This is a genomic window from Bordetella genomosp. 11 (assembly GCF_002261215.1).
Classification (GTDB): Bacteria; Pseudomonadota; Gammaproteobacteria; order Burkholderiales; family Burkholderiaceae_B; genus Bordetella_C.
Genome location: NZ_NEVS01000004.1, coordinates 717,140 through 736,935, shown reverse-complemented (window position 1 = coordinate 736,935; position 19,796 = coordinate 717,140). Strand labels below are relative to the sequence as shown.

17 protein-coding genes are annotated in these 19,796 nt (G+C 66.7%); 12 read left to right on the top strand and 5 right to left on the bottom strand.

Annotation, left to right across the window (positions count from 1 at the left end):
• Positions 1-134 precede the first annotated feature (134 nt).
• A complete protein-coding gene (locus CAL28_RS29485; RefSeq protein WP_176463963.1) occupies positions 135-1,163 on the top strand; it encodes a LysR substrate-binding domain-containing protein in 1,029 nt (342 codons plus the stop codon).
• Positions 1,164-1,181: 18 nt separating this feature from the next.
• Here the strand turns inward: CAL28_RS29485 and CAL28_RS11080 are convergent, their stop codons facing one another.
• Positions 1,182-1,466, bottom strand: coding sequence for an accessory factor UbiK family protein (locus tag CAL28_RS11080; protein ID WP_094841436.1), 285 nt, complete (start codon positions 1,464-1,466; stop codon positions 1,182-1,184).
• Positions 1,467-1,865: 399 nt separating this feature from the next.
• Here CAL28_RS11080 and CAL28_RS11075 point away from each other — a divergent pair, with 399 nt between their 5' ends.
• From CAL28_RS11075 to CAL28_RS11065, 3 genes are all read left to right on the top strand, one after another.
• Positions 1,866-2,204, top strand: a complete 339-nt coding sequence (locus CAL28_RS11075; RefSeq protein ID WP_094841435.1) for a P-II family nitrogen regulator — start codon at positions 1,866-1,868, stop codon at positions 2,202-2,204.
• A gap of 33 nt (positions 2,205-2,237) precedes the next feature.
• Positions 2,238-3,476, top strand: a complete 1,239-nt coding sequence (amt, locus tag CAL28_RS11070; protein ID WP_094841434.1) for an ammonium transporter — start codon at positions 2,238-2,240, stop codon at positions 3,474-3,476.
• A 313-nt stretch (positions 3,477-3,789) separates the two neighbouring features.
• Positions 3,790-4,302, top strand: coding sequence for a winged helix-turn-helix transcriptional regulator (locus CAL28_RS11065; protein ID WP_094841433.1), 513 nt, complete (start codon positions 3,790-3,792; stop codon positions 4,300-4,302).
• A gap of 82 nt (positions 4,303-4,384) precedes the next feature.
• On the opposite strand, the gene cydX is transcribed toward CAL28_RS11065, so the two are convergent.
• From cydX to CAL28_RS11050, 3 genes are read right to left on the bottom strand one after another with little or no spacing between them, the layout of a single operon-like run.
• A complete protein-coding gene (cydX, locus tag CAL28_RS11060; RefSeq protein WP_094841432.1) occupies positions 4,385-4,501 on the bottom strand; it encodes a cytochrome bd-I oxidase subunit CydX in 117 nt (38 codons plus the stop codon).
• 15 nt (positions 4,502-4,516) lie between these two features.
• The gene (gene cydB, locus CAL28_RS11055) at positions 4,517-5,665 is read right to left on the bottom strand and encodes a cytochrome d ubiquinol oxidase subunit II (protein WP_094841431.1); all 1,149 of its coding nucleotides are present in this window, start codon (positions 5,663-5,665) and stop codon (positions 4,517-4,519) included.
• Between the two features lie 10 nt (positions 5,666-5,675).
• Positions 5,676-7,238 (bottom strand): cytochrome ubiquinol oxidase subunit I, encoded by a 1,563-nt coding sequence (locus CAL28_RS11050; protein ID WP_094841430.1) that lies wholly within the window; start codon positions 7,236-7,238, stop codon positions 5,676-5,678.
• 128 nt (positions 7,239-7,366) lie between these two features.
• Here CAL28_RS11050 and CAL28_RS11045 point away from each other — a divergent pair, with 128 nt between their 5' ends.
• The 3 genes from CAL28_RS11045 to CAL28_RS11035 all read left to right on the top strand — a co-directional run bounded on the left by CAL28_RS11045 (position 7,367) and on the right by CAL28_RS11035 (position 12,979).
• Positions 7,367-9,052 carry an ATP-binding cassette domain-containing protein gene (locus CAL28_RS11045; protein ID WP_094841429.1) on the top strand — a complete coding sequence of 562 codons (1,686 nt, stop codon included), beginning with the start codon at positions 7,367-7,369 and terminating at the stop codon, positions 9,050-9,052.
• Complete coding sequence (locus CAL28_RS11040) at positions 9,049-10,779, top strand: ATP-binding cassette domain-containing protein (RefSeq protein WP_094841428.1); 1,731 nt, start codon at positions 9,049-9,051, stop codon at positions 10,777-10,779. The genes CAL28_RS11045 and CAL28_RS11040 overlap by 4 nt, the downstream gene beginning before the upstream one ends.
• 82 nt (positions 10,780-10,861) lie before the next feature.
• Positions 10,862-12,979, top strand: coding sequence for an FUSC family protein (locus CAL28_RS11035; protein WP_094841427.1), 2,118 nt, complete (start codon positions 10,862-10,864; stop codon positions 12,977-12,979).
• A gap of 12 nt (positions 12,980-12,991) precedes the next feature.
• On the opposite strand, the gene CAL28_RS11030 is transcribed toward CAL28_RS11035, so the two are convergent.
• Positions 12,992-14,044 (bottom strand): serine hydrolase domain-containing protein, encoded by a 1,053-nt coding sequence (locus CAL28_RS11030; protein WP_094841426.1) that lies wholly within the window; start codon positions 14,042-14,044, stop codon positions 12,992-12,994.
• Positions 14,045-14,354: 310 nt separating this feature from the next.
• Between CAL28_RS11030 and CAL28_RS11025 the strand changes: the two genes are divergently transcribed.
• The 5 genes from CAL28_RS11025 (at position 14,355) to CAL28_RS11005 (ending at position 19,792) form a co-directional block, all read left to right on the top strand.
• Positions 14,355-15,926 carry an ABC transporter substrate-binding protein gene (locus CAL28_RS11025; RefSeq protein WP_094841425.1) on the top strand — a complete coding sequence of 524 codons (1,572 nt, stop codon included), beginning with the start codon at positions 14,355-14,357 and terminating at the stop codon, positions 15,924-15,926.
• Between the two features lie 72 nt (positions 15,927-15,998).
• Positions 15,999-16,916, top strand: a complete 918-nt coding sequence (locus CAL28_RS11020; RefSeq protein WP_094841424.1) for an ABC transporter permease — start codon at positions 15,999-16,001, stop codon at positions 16,914-16,916.
• A 2-nt stretch (positions 16,917-16,918) separates the two neighbouring features.
• Entirely contained in the window at positions 16,919-17,827 is a 909-nt protein-coding gene (locus CAL28_RS11015) for an ABC transporter permease (protein WP_094841423.1), read from the top strand.
• Position 17,828: 1 nt separating this feature from the next.
• A complete protein-coding gene (locus CAL28_RS11010; protein ID WP_094841422.1) occupies positions 17,829-18,824 on the top strand; it encodes an ABC transporter ATP-binding protein in 996 nt (331 codons plus the stop codon).
• Positions 18,821-19,792, top strand: a complete 972-nt coding sequence (locus CAL28_RS11005) for an ABC transporter ATP-binding protein (protein ID WP_094841421.1) — start codon at positions 18,821-18,823, stop codon at positions 19,790-19,792. Before CAL28_RS11010 ends, CAL28_RS11005 begins: the two co-directional genes overlap by 4 nt.
• The last annotated feature ends 4 nt before the right edge of the window (positions 19,793-19,796 follow it).

The following is a 19,796-nucleotide window of genomic DNA, read 5'->3' as shown; positions in this document are numbered from 1 at the left end:
ATGATGTCGATTCGTCGCGGTGGCAGACCGGCACTTTCGTCCCTGCGGCACCTGGCGGCAAGCGCTCTTTCAAGAGGGGGGGCATGCCGGTTCGGCACGACGCGATCTTCGCGCGGATAACAAGAGGAGACACCATGGACCCACACGGCACATCGCCAGGCGGGGGGACGCTGGATCCCCTGATGCGCAGGCTGGACCTGACTTCGCTGCGGCTGTTCGTCGACGCCTGCGAGGCGCGCAGCATCGCGGCGGCAGCCGCGCGCGCCTGCATCGTGCCTTCGGCCGTCAGCCGCAGGATTTCGGACCTGGAAAAAACCGTGGGCGTCCCGCTGCTCTACCGTTCGCCGCGCGGCATTACGCCGACCGCGGCGGGAGAAACCGTGCTGCGCCACGCGGCGGCGGCGCTCGCGGAACTGCAACACATGGGCACGGCGCTGGGCCGTTTCGCCTCGGGACTGCAAGGCACCGTGCGCGTCGTCGCCAATATCTCGTCGATCGATCAATACCTGCCCGAGGACATCGCGGCCTTTTCGCAAACGTATCCGGACGTCGACATCGAACTGGAAGAAAAGCGCGGCGGCGAAATCCTGAAATGCGTGGAGGACGGCACCGCGGACCTGGGCATCGGCAACGACTGGTACCTGGGCGAAGCCGCGGCGGTCAGCCGCCCGTATCGAGAGGACAGCCTGGTTGCCATCTTCCCGCGCGCGCATCCCATGGCGCGCCTGCGCACGCTAAGTTTCGCCGACGTCCTGGACGAGCCCCTGATCGGGCTGCACGCGGAAAGCGCCTACAACGCCAAACTGGCGCAACAGGCCGCGCTGATCGGCAGGGACATTCGCATGAAGATACGCGTCAATAGCTTCGACGCCTTGTGCCGCATGGTGCACGCCGGATTGGGGATTTCCTTCGTGCTGAAACAGCTGGCCGATATGTACCAGGACATCCTGAATATCGTCGCGGTGCCCCTGTCGGACGCATGGGCCAATAAGCGCATCCTGATTGCCTATCGATCCGAACACACCCTATCGGCGTCCGCGCGCACGCTGCTGGAATTCCTCACGCGGCAATTCCTGACGCGCCAGGCCGAAACCCATGCGGGATCGCCGTCCGAAGCACGGGAACCGGCGAATACCGCGCCCCGCGTCCCGCGGGGTTGCTGAAAGCCGTAGACGCCAGCCCTACTCCTGGATGGAGGAGGACGTTCTCTTTCCCTGCTCGGCTTCCAGCGCATTGATGCGGGCTTCCAACGCGCTTACCTGGGCGGCCAGCTGGTCGGCCCGGGCCACGGTGCGGGCGAGCAGCTCCGCCTGCACATCGAATTCTTCACGGGTCACCAGGTCCAGCCGCGAAAATCCCTGGGCCATCATGGCGCGCACATTGCGTTCCAGGTCGGCCGCGGGACTGCGGGCGATCAGGTCCGAAATGTTTTTCTGCAGGTCTTCCATCCATTGCGTGGCGTTCATGGCTTCCTCACACCGAATCCGTCGATAGCCGTCAGTGTAGAGCGTCGGGCGCCGGGGCGCGAATGCCAGGCGGAAGCGGATACCGCCGGGAACCCATATGGGCAACCGGTCGCAGAGTGTTACCTGTGTGAGCAATGCCCCCGGCGACGCCGCCTTCGAGCGGCCGTACCGCAGCAATTTGCTACATAACTCGCCCACAGCGAGGCGACGCGGCACTTCCGCGCACCCCAAAATGCACCAATATCGGGCACGCCTCCATACGGTGCGCACCAATCAGGTGCTTGCAGACAGGATGCGCGTGCGCCCCGTCGGCAAAACACCGTCCTCCCGGGCATAAAAAAGTGGCACCGATTTTGCTTTACACGCAGGGCCAACGTGCAACCAAGAGAGGAACCAGCCATGAAACTCATCATCGCCATCATCAAGCCCTTCAAGCTCGACGAGGTGCGTGTGGCTTTGTCCGGAATCGGTGTCCAGGGACTGACGGTAACGGAAGTCAAGGGCTTCGGCCGGCAGAAAGGCCACACCGAACTCTATCGCGGCGCTGAATATGCCGTGGACTTCCTGCCCAAGCTGCGCGTCGAAGCCGCCGTGCCGGACAGCCTGGTCGAACAAGCCATCGAAACCATCGAACAGGCCGCGCGTACCGGGAAAATCGGCGACGGCAAGATCTTTGTCGCCGCGCTCGAACAGGTTATTCGCATCCGTACGGGCGAAGCCGGCGAAGCAGCACTGTAAACACCAATAAGGACGCTACTGGAGCCATAACAAATGGATAAAGCAGATATCTCGTGGATGCTGGTCTCGACACTGCTGGTGTTGATGATGGCAGTGCCCGGCCTCGCCCTGTTCTACGGCGGACTGGTACGCAGCAAGAATGTATTGTCGGTCCTGATGCAGGTGATGGGGACTTTCGTCGTTGGCCTGGTGTTGTGGTTCGTCTACGGCTATTCGCTTGCCTTCACTGAGGGTAACGCCTTCTTTGGTGGCTTCTCCCGCGTCTTTTTCTCGGGCATGTTCTCCCCCGCCGACGGCAAGTACGCCATGACGGGATCGCTGACCGAACTCCTGTTCGCGTCCTTCCAGGCGACGTTCGCCGGCATTACCTGCGCCCTGATCGTCGGTAGCTTCGCCGAACGCGCGCGCTTTTCCGCGGTGCTGCTGTTCACCGTGATCTGGTTTACCTTCGCCTACGTGCCGATCGCGCACATGGTGTGGTTCGCTTCGCCCACCGTGCCCGGCCTGATGAACGCCAAGGGCGCCCTGGACTTCGCGGGCGGCACCGTGGTGCACATCAACGCCGGTATCGCCGGCCTGGTTGGCGCCTATGTCATCGGCAAGCGCGTGGGCTACGGTCGCGAGTCCATGCAGCCGCACAACCTTCCCATGGTGATGATCGGCGCTTCGCTGCTGTGGACCGGCTGGTTCGGCTTCAATGCGGGTTCCGCGCTGATGTCCAATGAGCAGGCCACGCTGGCCTTCTTCAACACGATGATCGCCACCGCCGCCGCCGTGCTGGCATGGCTGTTCACGGAATGGGCGCTGAAGGGCAAGCCTTCCATGCTGGGTGCGGCCTCCGGCGCCGTCGCCGGCCTGGTGGCGATTACGCCGGCCGCGGGACTGGTCGGCATGGTCGGTGCCTTCATCATCGGCATCGCGGGCGGCATCATCTGCGTGTGGGGCGTCAACGGCCTCAAGCGCCTGCTCAAGGCCGACGATGCGCTGGACGTGTTCGGCGTGCACGGCGTGGGCGGTATCACCGGCGCGCTGCTGACTGGCGTGTTCAATGCCCAGGTGCTGGGCGGCCCCGGCCTGAAGACGGCCGGCGAGATCGGTGGCCAGCTGTGGGTGCAGTTCGAAGGCGTCGTGCTGACGCTGGTGTGGTCCGGCGTCGTCGCCTGGATCGCCTATAAGATCGCCGACATGGTGTGCGGCCTGCGCGTGCCGGAAGACGTCGAACGCGAGGGTCTGGACACGACCTGCCACGGCGAATCCGCTTATCACAGCTAAACGCATGAATCGCCTCGTATAAGGCAATCCCGAAGTGGAAAGGGCGCTCCCGACGGAGCGCCCTTTTCTTTTGGCCGGCGCCGCGCCGGAGAAGCTCGTTCAGGTCTGTTCGAGAAAAGTGCGCAAACGGGGCGGGATCGCCCCCGATCTGCGTATGCGTTCATGCGGCGTTTCTGCCGGTGGATATGACGACGGCCGATCTGACTTCAAAGCGAACCCAGTTGCGTTGCATCGAGCGTGGTTTTACATTGCAACTACGGCACGAGGGACGCCAACGGGTGCCCGTGCATACTCGATCGGAAAGGAAAGACGGATGGTCAAGCGAACCAGCCACGGGGATGCGCTTTGCGGTGTCGCGCGACCATTGGACGCGATCGGCGATTGGTGGTCTTTGCTGATCGTCCGTGACGCGTTCGATGGTTTGCGCCGTTTCGGCGAATTCCAACGAAGCCTGGGACTGGCGAAAAACATCCTGTCGGTCCGGCTGCGCAATCTCGTGGAACACGGCATCATGGAGACACGCCCCGCCGCCGACGGCAGCGCATACCAGGACTACGTACTCACGGAAAAAGGACGCGGCCTGTTCACGCTGCTGGTCGCCCTGCGTCAATGGGGCGATGCGTATTTCTTCGAACCGGACGAGGCGCGCGTCGTTCTCGTCGACAAAGAGACGGGTAGCCCGGTCCAGGCGCTGGAGCTCCGCTCGCAGGATGGCCGGGTATTGACGCCGGAAGACACGATGGTTATCCATCCGCCGCCGAAAGCGTCGCGCCGGCAACCCCCGAGCGGACGAAAGCGCGCGGCAAAAACGACCGGCAAAAGCTGACGGAACAGGCGACTCGCCGCGCGGCTCGCGCCGCCCGCGGCGAGGCCCCGGGATTCCATCGAGCGATTCCCGGGCCTCGGCTTTACTCTTCCCGCCCCGTCTCGGCGCCGTCGAGCTGGTGATACTCCAGCCAGATTCCGTTCAGGATGCCGAAACACACCGCCAGGCCCAGCCCCAGCACCCACGCGAAATACCACATGCCTCGCTCCCTGTTTCAGTAAAGGTCCGGATCGGTGGACAGCGCCTTGATCGTGGACCGTCCCCACATCACCTTGAACGCCCATGCCGTATACAGCAGCACGATGGGCAGGAATACCACCGTCACGACCAGCATGATGAACAGCGTCATATGGCTGGAGGACGCGTTCCATACCGTCAGGCTGGATCGCGGGTCCACGCTACTGGGCAGGATGAACGGGAACATGGACAGGCCCACGGTGGCGATGATGCCCACCGCCGACAGCGACGAACCGGCGAAGGCAGCCCATTCCCGGCCGCTCCTGATGCCGATCAGCGCCAGCAGCGCGCCGGCGAAGCCCAGGATGGGCGCCACGAGCATCCACGGATAGACACGGAAGTTGTCCAGCCAGGCGCCCGGAGCGGCAACCGCGCCGGCACGCAGCGGATTGGAGGGTCCCGCCGGATTGGCGAGCCCTTCCAGGCGATAGCCCAGGCCGCCATGCGCGGCGAAGACGTACCCCGCGGCGAAGAGAAGGATCGCCAGCAGCGCCGCGAACGAACCGATGCGGCGCGCCCTGTCGCGGACCGCGCCATACTCGACCTTCATCGTCAGCCAGGCGGCGCCATGGGTGATAAGCATCGCCACGGACAGCAGGCCGCAGAGCAGCGAAAACGGCGTGAACAGGCCCAGGAAGGCGCCCTCGTACGTGGCGCGCAGGTCCGCGTCCAGGCGGAACGGCACACCCAGCAGCACGTTGCCCACGGCAACGCCGAAGACCAGCGCCGGAACCAGGCCTCCCACGAACAGCGCCCAGTCCCAGCCGCTGCGCCAGGCGGGGGCCGTCCGCTTGGAACGGTACTTGAATCCGACCGGCCGCAGGATCAACGCCGCCAGCACCAGGAACATGGCCAGGTAGAAACCGGAAAAGCTGACGGCGTAGACGAAAGGCCAGGCCGCGAAAATCGCGCCGCCGCCCAGGATGAACCACACCTGGTTGCCTTCCCACGTGGGAGCGATGGCATTGATCGCCATGCGTCTCTCCCGGTCGTCGCGCGCGACGAAGGGCAGTAGCGCCGCGACACCCAGATCGTATCCGTCGGTCAGCGCGAAACCTATCAGCAGCACACCCATCAGCGCCCACCAAATGACGCGCAGGGTCGGGTAATCGAGGGGAATTTCCATATCCGTTTCCTTATTCCGCGGCCGCCAGGCCACCGGTCGCGTCCGGCGCCCGAGGCGTCGGCTCGTAATGGCCATAGGGACCGCGCTTGACGGTGCGCACGATCAGGCCGACCTCGACGACGGCCAGCGCGCCGTACAACAGCGTGAAGCCGACGATCGTGGTCCACAATTGGGCAACGGTCAGGCTGGAGACGCCCAGGAAGGTCGGCAGCACGCCATCCACCGCCCAGGGTTGGCGGCCCAGTTCAGCCAGGACCCAGCCCGCTTCGGCCGCGATCCAGGGCAAGGGCATGATCAGTATGGCGGTGCGCAACAGCCAGCGCGCATCGAAACGCCTGCGCGCCGCCATGATGCAGGCCGCGCCGAATACCGCGATCTGCAGGAAACCGATCAGGGCCATGATGCGGAAGACCCAGAACATGACCGGCACATTGGGCACGGTGTCCCACGAGGCCTTCTCGATGGTGGCGGCGTCGGCCTTGCGCGGGTCGTCGACGTAGCGTTTGAGCAGCAGGCCGTAGCCCAGATCGTGCCGGTGCCGTTCGAACTGCGCGCGCGCGGCGGTGTCGCCGGGATCCCGCTTCAGGCGCTCCAGGGCATCGTAGGCCTGCACGCCGCTTTCGATACGCGACTGCGAGACGGCGACCAGCTCGAATATGCCGGCCACGGGCCGGTCGATGGAACGCGTGGCGATCAATCCCAGCACGTAGGGGATCTGCACCTCCGCGTAGGTCTTGCGATCCGCCAGGCTGGGGATACCGAAGGCAGTGAAGGCCGCGGGTGCCGGCTCGGTTTCCCACATGGCTTCCAGCGCGGCCAGCTTCATTTTCTGGTTGTCGGTCAGCGCATAGCCGCTTTCGTCGCCCAGCACCACTACCGAGAGCGCGGAGGCGAGCCCGAAGGAAGCCGCCACGGCGAAGGAGCGCTGCGCGACGCCCCGCCATTTTCCGCGCAGCAGCATCCATGCGGATATGCCCAGCACGAACACCGATGCGGTGGCGTAGCCGGCGCTGACGGTATGGACGAACTTGGCCTGGGCAACCGGATTGAACAGCACTTCGCGGAAGCTGCTGACCTCCATGCGCATGGTGTCCGGATTGAAGATGGCGCCCACCGGATTCTGCATCCAGCCATTGGCGATGAGGATCCACAATGCCGACAGATTGGAGCCCAGGGCCACCATGAAAGTCACGAACAGATGGCCGCGCTTGCTCAGGCGTTCCCAGCCGAAGAACATCAGGCCGACGAAGGTGGCCTCCAGGAAGAAGGCCATCAATCCCTCGATGGCCAACGGCGCCCCGAAGATATCGCCCACGTAATGCGAGTAATAGGACCAGTTGGTGCCGAACTCGAATTCCATGGTCAGGCCGGTCGCCACCCCCAGGACGAAATTGATGCCGAAGATGGTGGCCCAGAAGCGGGTGACCGTCCGCCAGATGGGCTTGTCGGTCATCACATAGATGCTCTCCATGATGACCAGAATGAAGGACAGGCCCAGCGTCAGCGGGACGAAAAGGAAGTGGTACATCGCCGTCAGGGCGAATTGCAGGCGGGACAGTTCGACTACGTCCATGGGATCGGCCTTGAATACGTAACGGCGACATCGTAGGGCCGGCTTTCGGCCCGCCCCATGACTTAGCTCAAACGAGACGCGAAAAAACGCGGGCACACTGCTAGCGCCCCCTCCCCGAGTGCACATCGATGTCCGCTGAATCCCGCCATGCCGGTCCGCCGGCGCCCGCCGCCCGTGCCGCCACCGCCGCCAGCCTGCGCGCGCTCGCGCGCGGCGATGTCCGCGCCAGCCGCCGCGTGGCCCTGCTCACGGCCCTGTACACGGGCTGCGTGGCGGCATGGGCGCTGGCATTGACCGAAGTCCTCGTCCAGGCGGCGTCGGCCGGCGCGCTGCTGGGCCTGGCGGCGGCCACCTGCGGACGGATATGGCTATCGCGGGCAATCGCCCGCGCCGCGGCATGGCAGGCATTCCACATCAAATCGCGGCTGCGCCGCCAGACCGCCACCGCGGCGCTGGCCGACGCACTGCCCGGTACCGCCACCGGCGTGGCCATGTCCGCCGTCGTCGACGAGATCGAAGCGCTGGACGGCTACTTCAGCCGCTACCGCCCCGCGGAACTGGAGGCGCGCGTCGGCCCGTTGCTGATCGCCGTCGCGGTGGCGCCGGCCAGTCCGGTGGCCGCCGCCATCCTGCTGGCGACGCTGGTCCCGTTCGCGGCCGTCATGGCGCTGGCGGGCGGCGCCGCCAGCATGGAGGCGACGCGGCAATTCGAGGCCCTGGCGCGCCTGTCCGGCCACTTTGTCGATCGCGTGCGCGCCCTCCCCGTTATCCTCGCTTTCCAGGCCGAGGCAGCGGAAGCCGCGCGCGTCGGCATCGCCGCGCGGGATGTCAGCCGCCGCACCTTGAACGTGCTGCGCATCGCGTTCATTTCGTCAGCCGCACTGGAGTTCTTCTCCGCGATTTCCGTTGCTCTGGTAGCCGTGTATTGCGGCTTCTCGCTGTTGGGCCTGTTGCCCTTCAAACCGCTGGAAGCGCTGGATTTTCCCGCGGCGTTCTATGCGCTGGCGCTGGCGCCGGAGTTCTATGCGCCGCTGCGGCGGCTGGCGGCCGCCTATCACGAGAAACAGCTCGGCGAGGCCGCCGCCAACCGGTTGCAGCCGCTATGGCAAGCGTTGTCCGCGCCCCTGGCCGCGGAGCCGCCAGGCGATGCCGATGCAAGGCTTCGATCGCAGCCGGCCGACCTGGCCGCGCCGTCCGTGCATTACCGTGCCGCCATCGTCGCCGCCGGCGACCTCGACATCGGCCCGGTGGACCTGGACGCGCCGGCCGGCGCGCTTACCGTCATCCAGGGGCCGACCGGGACCGGCAAGACCACCTTGCTTGCCGCCCTGATGGGACGCGCTCCCCTCAAATCCGGCAACATCGCCATCGGCGACGGGCATGGCGCGATCCAGGCAACCGGCCTGGAAGGCATTTCCTGGGCGGGCCAGGCGCCCGTTTTCCTGCCGGGCACCATACTGGAAAACCTGATGGCCGCCGCCCCCGGCATAACGCGCGAAGCCGCGCTCGCCATGGCGATGCGCGTCGGCCTCGGGCCGGCGCTGCGGCGACGCTCGAACGGCGGCGACACCGTGCTGGACGAACGGGGATCGGGTCTGTCCGGCGGCGAGCGGCGCCGCCTGGCGCTGGCGCGCGCACTGCTGAAACCCGCGCCCCTGCTGCTGCTGGACGAACCCACCGCGGACCTGGACAGCGCCGCCGAAAAGGCGATGGTGCGGCTGATCGGCGAGACGGCCCGCGGCCGCACCGTGATCGCGGCAACCCATTCCGACGCGCTGGCGGCGGCGGCATCGCACACGGTGAGGCTGGCATGAACCTGTCCATGCGTTTCCTTGCCGGGATGCCGGCGCGCCGCGATGCCGTCGTGGAGGATCCGGCGCAACAGCGGCACGGTTCCCCGGTTGAACGTTTCCTGCGCATTCAGGCCAGCCGGCGGCGCGGCGAACTGGCGTTGGCGGCGGCCTGCGGGGCCATCGCGGCCAGCGGCGCCACGCTGCTGCTGGGCCTGTCGGGCTGGTTCCTCGCCGGGGCCGCGCTCGCCGGCAGCGCCGGACCGGCGGCCGTCCAGGCCTTCAACTACTTGCTACCCAGCGCCGGCATGCGCGGCCTGGCGATATTGAGGACCGCGGGCCGCTATGGCGAACGGCTGTTCGGACATCGCGCCGCCCTCGCCGCGCTCGCCGAACTGCGCCCCGCGCTGTTCGCGGGCATCGCGGCCGCGCCGCCACGGGACGCGCTCGCGCTATCCAGCGGAGAAGCCTCGGCCCGCCTGGTGCAGGACGTCGATGCCATCGAAGCCGCCTTCGTACGGCGGCCGGCACCTTGGGTGGCGGCTACCGCCATGGGCACGGCGATGGCCGTCCTGGCGCTGGCCTCTCCCTGGGCCCCCGCGATATTCGCGATCGGCATGGCATCCCAACTCGTCATCGGACGCCGCCTGGCGCGGCGCGGGTGCGACGCGGCTGGGCGCGATGCGCTGCGCGCCTCGGGCGCGTTGAAGCAGGTCGTCGGGGCATACCTGCCAGCCACGGCGGAGCTGCGTTGCTTCGGGCTGGTGCCGCGCGCGGTGGACGCCATCATGGCGCGCGACGCCGAGCTCGGCGCGGCCGTCCTGCGCCGTCATCAGGCGGAAGCCGATATGGCGGCCCTGCAGGCAGGCATCACCGCCGCCACGGTGCTCGCCGTCGCCGCGGTGGCCGCTGCCGCGACATTGCCCTCGATGGCGCTGGCCGTACTGGCGTCGCTGGCCGCGATGGAAGGCGTCGCCCCCATGCTGCGGGCCGCGCAGCAGCAAGGCGCGCTGCAAGAAGCCACCGCGCGCCTGGACGCCGCGATGGGCCACGCCCCGTCCGGCCCGCGATCCGGGGCAGCCGTCACGACGCGGGCACCCGGCGACACGGCCGCACCGCCAGCACGGAACGCAGGCGTCATGGCATGTGGCGAAAGCCCCGCACTGGAAATCGACGGCAGGCACTTCCGACCAGGCGACCGCGTCGGCATCGTCGGTCCATCGGGCTGCGGCAAGACCGCCATGCTGGAGAGCCTGTTGGGTTTGCGTGTTGCCGACGCGGGAAAATTCCGCGTCGGCGGACGGGCCGTGGAGGGCGGCGCCATGGGCTGGGCTCGACCCTGCTTCGCCTACGCGCCACAGGAAGCCCGGATCCTTACCGGCACGATCGCGGACAATCTGCGGCTGGCCGCGCCGCTCGCGGACGACCGTCTCCTCTGGCGCGCGCTGGCGGACGCGCAGCTGGACGCGCGCGTGCGCGCCATGCCGGACGGACTGCTTACCTGGGTCGGCGACGGCGGCGTCGCGCTGTCCGGAGGCGAATGCCGGCGCCTCTCGCTGGCGCGCGCGCTGCTGCGGCCAGCGCCGTGGCTGCTGCTGGACGAACCGACCGAAGGACTGGACGCGCCCACCGAGCGCGCCTTGATCGACGCGCTGGAACAAAGGCTGCGGGATACCGGCCAGGGCCTGTTGCTGGTCAGCCACCGGCCCGCTCCGCTGCGCCTGTGCCGCGCGCGGATCGCACTGCATTGATTTTGTTTTTTGATAGTCCGTAAACGCTCGCGTCGCGGACGCGCGGTACAGTTTGACATCAGCCCTGCCTCGATGCCGACCCATGCCCGCCGCCAAGACTATCGCCCGGTTCCTCCAAGGCCAGCATGCGTTCACCGCCCTGCGAACCCTGCTTGGTGTCGTCCTGCCCGCCGGCTATGCGCTGGCGCTGTTCGACAACATGGACCTGGCGATCGGATTGGCACTGGGTGCCTTCTGCACTTCCCTGGTCGACATCCCGGAACCCCTATCCAGCAAGCCCTGGCGGATGTTGGCCGCCACGCTCGTGCTGGTGCTGGCGGGGGCCGCGATCTCGGTGACGATCGATTTCCCGCTGGCGGCGTGGCTGACGCTGCTGGCTATCGCGTTCTGCGCCGGCCTGGGCGCGGCCTACGGGGTGCCCGGCACGCTGATGGGACTCTGCGCGCTGCTGGGCGCGGACCTCATGATGGCGCAGCACGACGCGAACGGCGCGCTATGGCCTTTCCTGGCCTGGATGGGATATGGCGGCCTGTGGTACACGGCCTTCAGCACGGCCGCATGCGTCCTCCTGCCCCGGCAGATCGCGCGGCGGGCAGTTGGGGAATCGCTGATGGCGGCCGCCGCGCACCTGCGCCGGCGCGCCGATTGTTTCGTGCCTGGCATTCCCCTGGATCAATGCTATCGTCGCCTTGCCGACGCGCAATCGGCGGCGATCGACGCGCAGAAAGTCGCGCGCGATGTCGTGCTGGGCAGCCTGGCCGTCCGGCGCGGCCGCGACGCACGCCAGGTCCACCTGTTCAACATGCTGACCGGCGCCATCGACATCCACGACATATCGCTGGCCTTGCACGGCGACTTCGCGGCGTTGCGCAGCGGCGGCATGGACAACCGCGCCGCACGCCAGCTCCATGACGTCATCATCGAAATGGCCCAATGGATCGAGGATCTGGTTCCCCGCTACGTGACCGGCAGGACGGTCGGGCGCCCCTTCACCGCGAACCTCGACGGTCGCGGGATCGATACCGATTCGGCCCGGGCATTCAAGGCGCGCCTGGCGTTGCTGGTGCAGACCTTGACCCGCCTTGCCGGCGAGGCCGATGCCTCCGCGCACGCCGGCAAGGCGGACGGTCCGGCAACGACAGGATCTTCCTGGGACGCCGACATCGACCTTTCCGTACGCACCTGGCAGGATGCCCGGAAAACTCCCTCTCCTTGGCAAGTCCTGCGCGAATCGCCCGCCGCCGTGCGCTACGCGGCGCGCCTGGCCGCCGCCATCGCCGTCGGAACGCTGGTTGCCAAATGGATAGGCGGCCACGGCACGTGGGTCATCCTGACCATCATGATCGTGATGAGCCCCACATTCGGCGCCAACCAGCAGCGCAGCCGGCAGCGCGTCGCCGGCACGCTGCTGGGATGCCTGGCGACGGCCGTCCTGCTGTGGTGTGGCGTGCAGGCACCCTGGATGCTCGCGACATTGATCATCGCCTGCTACGGCGTCTGTTTCGCCCTGGCGCGGCCCACAACCTATGTCACCAGTGTTTTCTTCGGCACGATCGCGCTGCTGATGCTGTATCACCTGCTGGTGCCGGGCTGGTCGATGATCGAACAGCGCGGCGTGGACACCTTGATCGGCGGCGCGATCGGCGCCCTGGCCGCGTTCGTGTTTCCCGCTTGGGAACGCCAGGGGCTGGCCGGCAAGCTGGCCGCCGCGCGGCGGGACTGCCGCCGCTACGCCGTTGTGGTATTCGCCGACGACTTCGATATGTCGCGCTATCGCGTTGCCCGCCGCGCCGCCCTGGAATCCGTCCGCGCGCTGACGGCGGCGCATCAGCGCATGGAGCAGGAGCCGCCGGCGAAGCAGCTGTTTACCGCGGAAATCGCCATGTGGCTGACCGCCTGCAACCTGATGATCGCCGCCCTGGCGGCGCTGGGCCAATGGCGTCGGGCCAACCGCGGCGCGCCCTTGCCGGCAACCTACCGGCACGGCGCCGAACTGGTCGATCGCGCGCTGGACGGCGCTCTGTTCACCAACCCCGCCGGCGACGATGGCGCGCTTGCGCGGCTTCCAGGTGACGCACGCGAAGCGCCCTCGTTGCCGGCCTTGCCGCCGTTGATCAGCGCCGCACGGTCCATGCAGCGCGCCAACACGCGCCTGGCGGCCGCCCTGCCTCCGCCAGGCCCCAGGCCATCCCGCGCCTAGAGGACATCAAGTTCATGCCGCGTCGACGGCCCGCAGCACCTTGCCGAAGAATGCATCCGCGTGCGCGGAATCCAGCCAGCGCACCACCACCACCATGCGGCGCTCCGGCTCCACCCAGGTAAAGGAGCTGCCCGCGCCCACCCCGAAGAAGCTCGACGCGGGCACGCTGGGGAAGACCTTCCGTTCGTGGTTCAACCAGATCAGGAAACCGTAGTACGGTGCGATGGCGCATGGCGTGCGCATGGCCCGTATCCATTCCGCCGACAATACCTGCCTGCCATTGGCCCTGCCCTCGTCCAGCAACAGGCGGCCGATCAATGCCTGATCCACGCTGCTGATCGACATGCCCCCGCCCCAATGCGAACCGCCCGGGACCGATTGCATGCGCTGGCCGTCGATCTCGACCCAGGCATTGTCATAGCCCACCCATTGCCAGTCTTCGCTGGCACCGATCGGGCGCGTAATGGCTTCCCGGAAGATGTCCGGCAATGGCCGGCGAAACAGATGCAGCAGCGCGAACGACAGCTGGTTGATGCGCACGTCGTTGTATTCCCAGTACGTCCCGGGCTTGCGCAACGGCCGCGCGTCGCCTTTCTTGCCGTCCGGGGGATCGCCGAACGTCACCGCCCGATAGCGATCCACCTGATCCGGCACGCCGAATCGCTCGCCCTCCCATTCGCTGGTCTGCTGCAGAAGCTGCCGCCAGGTGATGGCGGCATTCTGCCCTTCGTCGAAACCGATGCCCGGCACGCGCGCGCGCACGGGCTCGTCCACGTCGGGCAGCAATCCCCTGTCGTGCGCCACGCCGGCCAGCAAAGCCAGGTACATCTTGGCGACGCTGAAGGTCAGGTCCGCCCGCCGCGGCTCGCCCCAGGACGCCAGCGTCCTGCCGTCGACGACCACCGTGCCCGATACGGGGCCCCGGTCATGCACCGGCCCGAGCAGGCGGTTCCACGGCGGCGGATCGTTCTGATGAACCCCCCACACGCCGTCGACCGTGCGGTCCCATGCGGATTCGTGTTCGTCGGCAAACTGTATGGCTTCCTGCATGAGCGCGTTGTTCATAAAAATATCCGCGGAGCAATGATCGAAAGGCGCGGCGCATGGACCGCGTTCAGGGAAAACATGGATGGGGCTGGCGTACGCTCTGTTATACAAAGACAGCCGGCACGCCGATGCCCATGAATCCGCGGCACATGCCGTTGCCGCGGCCGCACCACTCTATCCCATAGTCCTGACATGGTGCTTTAGGGCATTCCCCCATGCCCGCGGCCGCCCGCAAGGCGAGCGGGCGTGGGACACGCAGCAAGGAAATCGATACGCGCAGCATCGCGGCATCTCGCCGCAACCGTTCGTGGTCCAGATAGGAGCCAAAATGCCCGTTCGTCGCGCTGTTCCTGTTGTCCCGCCTTCCACATCTTCCATCGCGCCGCTGCGCCGGTCCATCGCGGCGATCGCCGCCGCCCTCGCCCTGAGTGCCGCGTCCGCCGCCTGGGCGGGGAAGCAGGACGATACGCTGCGCATGGCTTACGACCAGGCCCCCGAAAGCGTCGACCCGTATTTCAATAATGTCCGCATCGGCGTCATCATCGCCGCGAACGTGTGGGACACCCTGCTCTACCGCGATCCCCTCACCAACGAATACAAGGGCCAACTGGCCGAAAGCTGGAAGCAGGTCGACGACAAGACGCTGGAGTTCAAGCTGCGCAAAGACGTCACGTTCCATAACGGCGAACATTTCGACGCCGATTCGGTCGTCTATACCCTGAACTTCGTGGCAGACCCCAAGAACAAAGCCACGACGCAGCAGAACGTGCAATGGATAGACCACGTCGAAAAAATCGACCAGTACACCGTACGCATCCACACCAAGGAACCTTTCCCGGCCGCCAAGGAATACCTGTCCACCACCGTGGCCATCCATCCCGCCAAGTACTACAAGGAGGTCGGGCCCGCCGGCATGAATGCCAAGCCGGTGGGCTCGGGCCCCTACAAGGTCGTCGACTACCAGCCGGGCAAATCCATCACGCTGGCGCGCAACGCCGATTACTTCAAGGATTCGCCCAAGCCACAGCCCAAAATCGGCAAGATCGTGATCCGCTTCATTCCGGATCGCCAGACGCAGATGGCGGAAGTCCTTTCCGGCCAGGAAGACTTCATCATGAGCGTGCCCAAGGACCAGGCCGAGCAGATCGCCGGCATGCCCAATCTGCAAGTCGTCAGCGGCAACACGATGCGCATCGTGTTCATGCAGATGAACACCTTGCCCAATACGCCCGCCCCGCAACTGAAGGACGAGCGCGTGCGCAAGGCGATCGCCCACGCCATCGATCGCGAGTCCATCATCAAGAATATCGTCGGCGGCGACGCGAAGATCCTCAACACCATTTGCACGCCCTCGCAGGTCGGCTGCACGGATAAGGGGGCGCCCGTCTACAACTACGACCCGGCCCAGGCGAAGAAGCTGCTGGCCGAGGCGGGCTATCCCAATGGCTTCGACATCGACATCGTGGCCTATCGCGAGCGCAACCAGACCGAGGCCATCATCAATTACCTGCGCGCGGTGGGAATTCGCGCCAAGCTCAATTTCCTGCAGTACGCCGCGATGCGGGACATGATCCGCGCCGGCAAGGCCTCGCTGACGCACCAGACCTGGGGATCGAACCTGGTGAATGACGTATCGGCCTCGACGCCGGTGTACTTCGCTTTCGGATCGGACGACATCAACCGCGATCCGCAGGTCAAGGCGCTGCTGGACGAAGGCGACCGCACCATCGACACGACCCGGCGCGACGACGCCTACCGCAAGGCACTGGACCTGATCGCGCAGCATGCCTATGCCGTACCGCTGTGGTCGCTGCCCGTCTATTACGTCGCCAGCCAGGAGGTGAACTTCAAGCCCTATCCGGACGAGCTGGTCCGCTTCTGGGAGATGAGCTGGAAGTAGCGCCGCGACAGGCGTGCCGACGCGGCCCGGGACGATCCGGGCCGCCCGCGATCCGCACGATGGGGAAACGATATGCTTGGCTTCACGATCCGTCGGCTGGGACTGGCCATACTGGTGGCACTGACCGTTTCCATCCTGGCTTTCCTGCTGCTGCACCTGTCCGGCGATCCCGCCGTTGCGCTGGCCGGCGAAGGCGCGCGGCAGGCCGATATCGACATGATCCGCAAGGCCTACGGCCTGGACCGCCCCCTCGCCGTGCAATACCTGAGCTGGCTGTGGGATATCCTGCGCGGCCATTTCGGCACCTCGGTGTATTTCAAGACCGACGCGGGTCCGCTCATCCTGTCCAAGCTCAAGACCACTCTGCTGCTGGGCCTGTACTCGCTGGGCGTGGCACTGCTGATTTCCGTGCCCTTCGGCGTACTGGCGGCCCTGTACAAGCACAGCATCATCGATCGGATCTGCCTGGCGCTGGCGGTGCTGGGCCAGGCACTGCCGAACTTCTTCTTCGCGCTGCTGCTGATCATGCTCTTCTCGCTGACCCTGCGCGTGCTGCCGGTATCGGGCAGCGGTACCTGGAAGCACTTCATCATGCCTTCCATCGCCCTGGGCTATTACGTGGCGCCAGCCTTCATGCGCCTGATCCGCGCCGGCATGATCGAAGTCCTGGACGCGGATTACATCCGTACGGCACGCGCCAAGGGCCTGCCGGCCGGCAAGGTTATTTTCAAGCACGCACTGCGCAATGCCATTGTTCCGGTCGTCGCGCTGGCCGCCGTGCAGCTCGGCTACCTGCTGGGCGGCTCGGTCGTGATCGAAACCATCTTCGCGCTCGATGGCCTGGGCTACCTGGCCTACCAGAGCATCACGTTCAAGGACTTTCCCGTCATGCAGCTGATCGTGCTGCTGTTGTCCGTCATCTACGTCCTGCTGACGCTGGCCGCCGACGTGGCCAACGCCTGGCTCGACCCGCGCATCCGGGTGTCGTAACCATGGCAACGCCCACGCTTCCCATCGCGGCACAAGTGCCGCCCACCCTGGTCGATGCCGCCGGCGCCGCGCCAGGCCGGCGACCGCGCCGCAACGCCGCCCTGCTGATCGGCGGCGGTATCCTGCTGGCCATCGTGCTGATCGCGCTGCTGGCGCCCTGGCTCGCGCCGCACGACCCTTACGCCCAAAACCTGACCGCGCGCAACATACCGCCGGTCTGGTATGCCAAGGGCTCATGGACGCACCCCTTCGGCACCGACCCGCTGGGGCGAGACTATCTGTCGCGCCTGTTCTACGGCGCTCGCATTTCGCTGTTGATCGGCGTCTGCGTGGCGGGCATCTCCGGCATCATCGGCACCGCCATCGGCATGGCGGCCGGCTATTTCGGCGGCAAGGTCGACATGGCGGTTTCCTTCCTGGTCTCGACCCGCCTGGCCATGCCCGTCATCCTGGTGGCGCTGGCCACGGTGGCCATCCTGGGCGGATCGCTGTGGGTGATCATCCTGGTGCTGGGCCTGTTGAAATGGGATCGCTATGCCGTCGTGATGCGCAGCGCCACCCAGCAGGTCCGTGCGCTGGAATACGTCGCGGCGGCCCAGGCGGCCGGGGCGTCGACCTGGCGCATCGTGCGCGGCGAAGTCCTGCCCAATGTCGTCCCCCACCTGATCGTCATCGCCACCCTGGAAGCGGCCAGCGCCATCCTGCTGGAAGCCGCGCTCTCTTTCCTGGGACTGGGCGTCCAGCCGCCGACGCCGTCGTGGGGCCTGATGATTTCGGAAGCCAAGGCCTATATGTTCTTTTCGTTCTGGCTGATTGCCATCCCGGGCAGCGCGCTGGCCCTGCTGATCTTCGCGATCAACCTGGCCGGCGATGGCCTGCACCAGTTGCTGACGCCAGGCGACCGGAGCTGACATGGCCGCCCATCCCGATATCGTGCTGGACGTGCAGGGACTGCATGTGGATATCGACACCGCGCGCGGCCCGCTGCACGCGGTGCGCGACGTCTCGTTCCAGGTCGCCCGCGGCGAGACCCTGTGCCTGGTCGGCGAATCCGGCTGCGGTAAATCCATGACCTCGCTGGCCATCATGGGCCTGCTGCCCAAGGCGGCACGCCGGCGGGCGCGGCGCCTCGCCGTGCTGGGCCAGGACATCGCGGCCATGCCTGCCCGCCAACTGAACACCTTGCGCGGCAACAAAATGGCCATGGTCTTCCAGGAGCCCATGACCGCGCTCAACCCCGCCTACACCATCGGCGACCAGTTGACAGAGCACTACATTTTCCACCGTCATGCCGGTGCCTCGCAGGCGCGCGACCGCGCCGTCGAGCTTCTGGAAAAGGTCGGCATCGCCGCGGCCGGCGAACGCCTCGGCCAGTATCCGCACCAGCTTTCCGGCGGGCTGCGCCAGCGCGTGATGATCGCCATGGCCTTGATGTGCGGGCCGGAACTGCTGATCGCCGACGAACCCAGTACCGCCCTGGATGTCACTATCCAGGCGCAGATCCTGCGATTGCTGGCCGACCTGCAGGCCGAACTGGGCATCGCCATGGTGCTGATCACGCACGACCTTGGCGTGGTCGCCCGCATCGCGCGCAAGGTCGCCGTCATGTATGCCGGCCACATCGTGGAAGAAGGCCCGGTGCGGGCGATCTTCGCGCAGCCCAGCCATCCCTACACCCAGGGCCTGCTCGCCTGCATTCCGGTACCCGGCCGCACGCCGCCAGGCGAACCGCTGGGAACGATACCGGGCGTCGTGCCGGCCCTGACAGGCAACCTGCACGGCTGCGCCTTCCGGGACCGCTGCCCTTATGCCGCGCCAGCCTGCGCCCACCACGTGCCGATCCACAACATCGACCAGCACGCCTGGCGCTGCATCCGCCACGCCGAAAACGCCCTCGTAACCCCATGACGCCACTCATCCAGGCCCAAGGCCTTACCCGCAGCTTCTCCGTCCGCGCCGGCATGTTCAAGCCCAGGCGCACCTTGCACGCGGTCAACGGCATCGACCTGTCCGTGGCCCGCGGTGGCGTCCTGGGTATCGTCGGCGAATCCGGATGCGGCAAGTCGACGCTGGCGCGCATGCTGCTCGGGTTGACGCCGCCCAGCAGCGGCGCCATCACGCTGGACGACGAAGATATCCGCGACATTCCCAGGCGGCGCCTGGCGCGGCGTATCCAGCCCGTGTTCCAGGATCCCTATTCGTCGCTCAACCCGCGCCGCACCATCGCCTCCATCGTCTCGCTGCCCCTGGAGGTGCATGGCGTGGACAATCCGCGGCAGCGCAAGGCGATCGATATGCTGGAGCGCGTCGGCCTGCCCGCCCGCTTCGCCAACAACACCCCTGGGCAACTGTCCGGCGGACAACGCCAGCGTGTCGCGATCGCGCGCGCGCTCGTGATGCGGCCGGAAGTCGTGATTTGCGACGAACCCACGTCGGCCCTCGACGTCTCCGTGCAGGCGCAGATCATGAACCTGCTCATGGACCTGCGCCGGGAATTCGACCTGACCTATATCTTCATCAGCCACAACCTGGCCGTGGTCGAGCATATCGCCACCGACGTTGCCGTGATGTACCTGGGAAGAATCGTCGAATCCGGCCCCTCGGCACGGATCTTCCGGGAGCCCCGCCACCCGTATACGCAGGCGCTGCTGGCCTCCGTCCTGACGCCGGAACCCGGCCTGGGCATCCCCGACACCGGCCTGGGCCTATCGTTTCCGGATCCGGTCAACCCGCCCCCGGGCTGCCCTTTCCATCCCCGTTGCGGACACGCCATGCCCGTCTGCGCGCAGGAAAGACCACCCTTGTTGCAGCATGGGCCGGCCCTTGTCGCCTGCCATCTGTATCCGCCGGCCGCGCCGGCGCGCGCTCAGGGCTGACTAA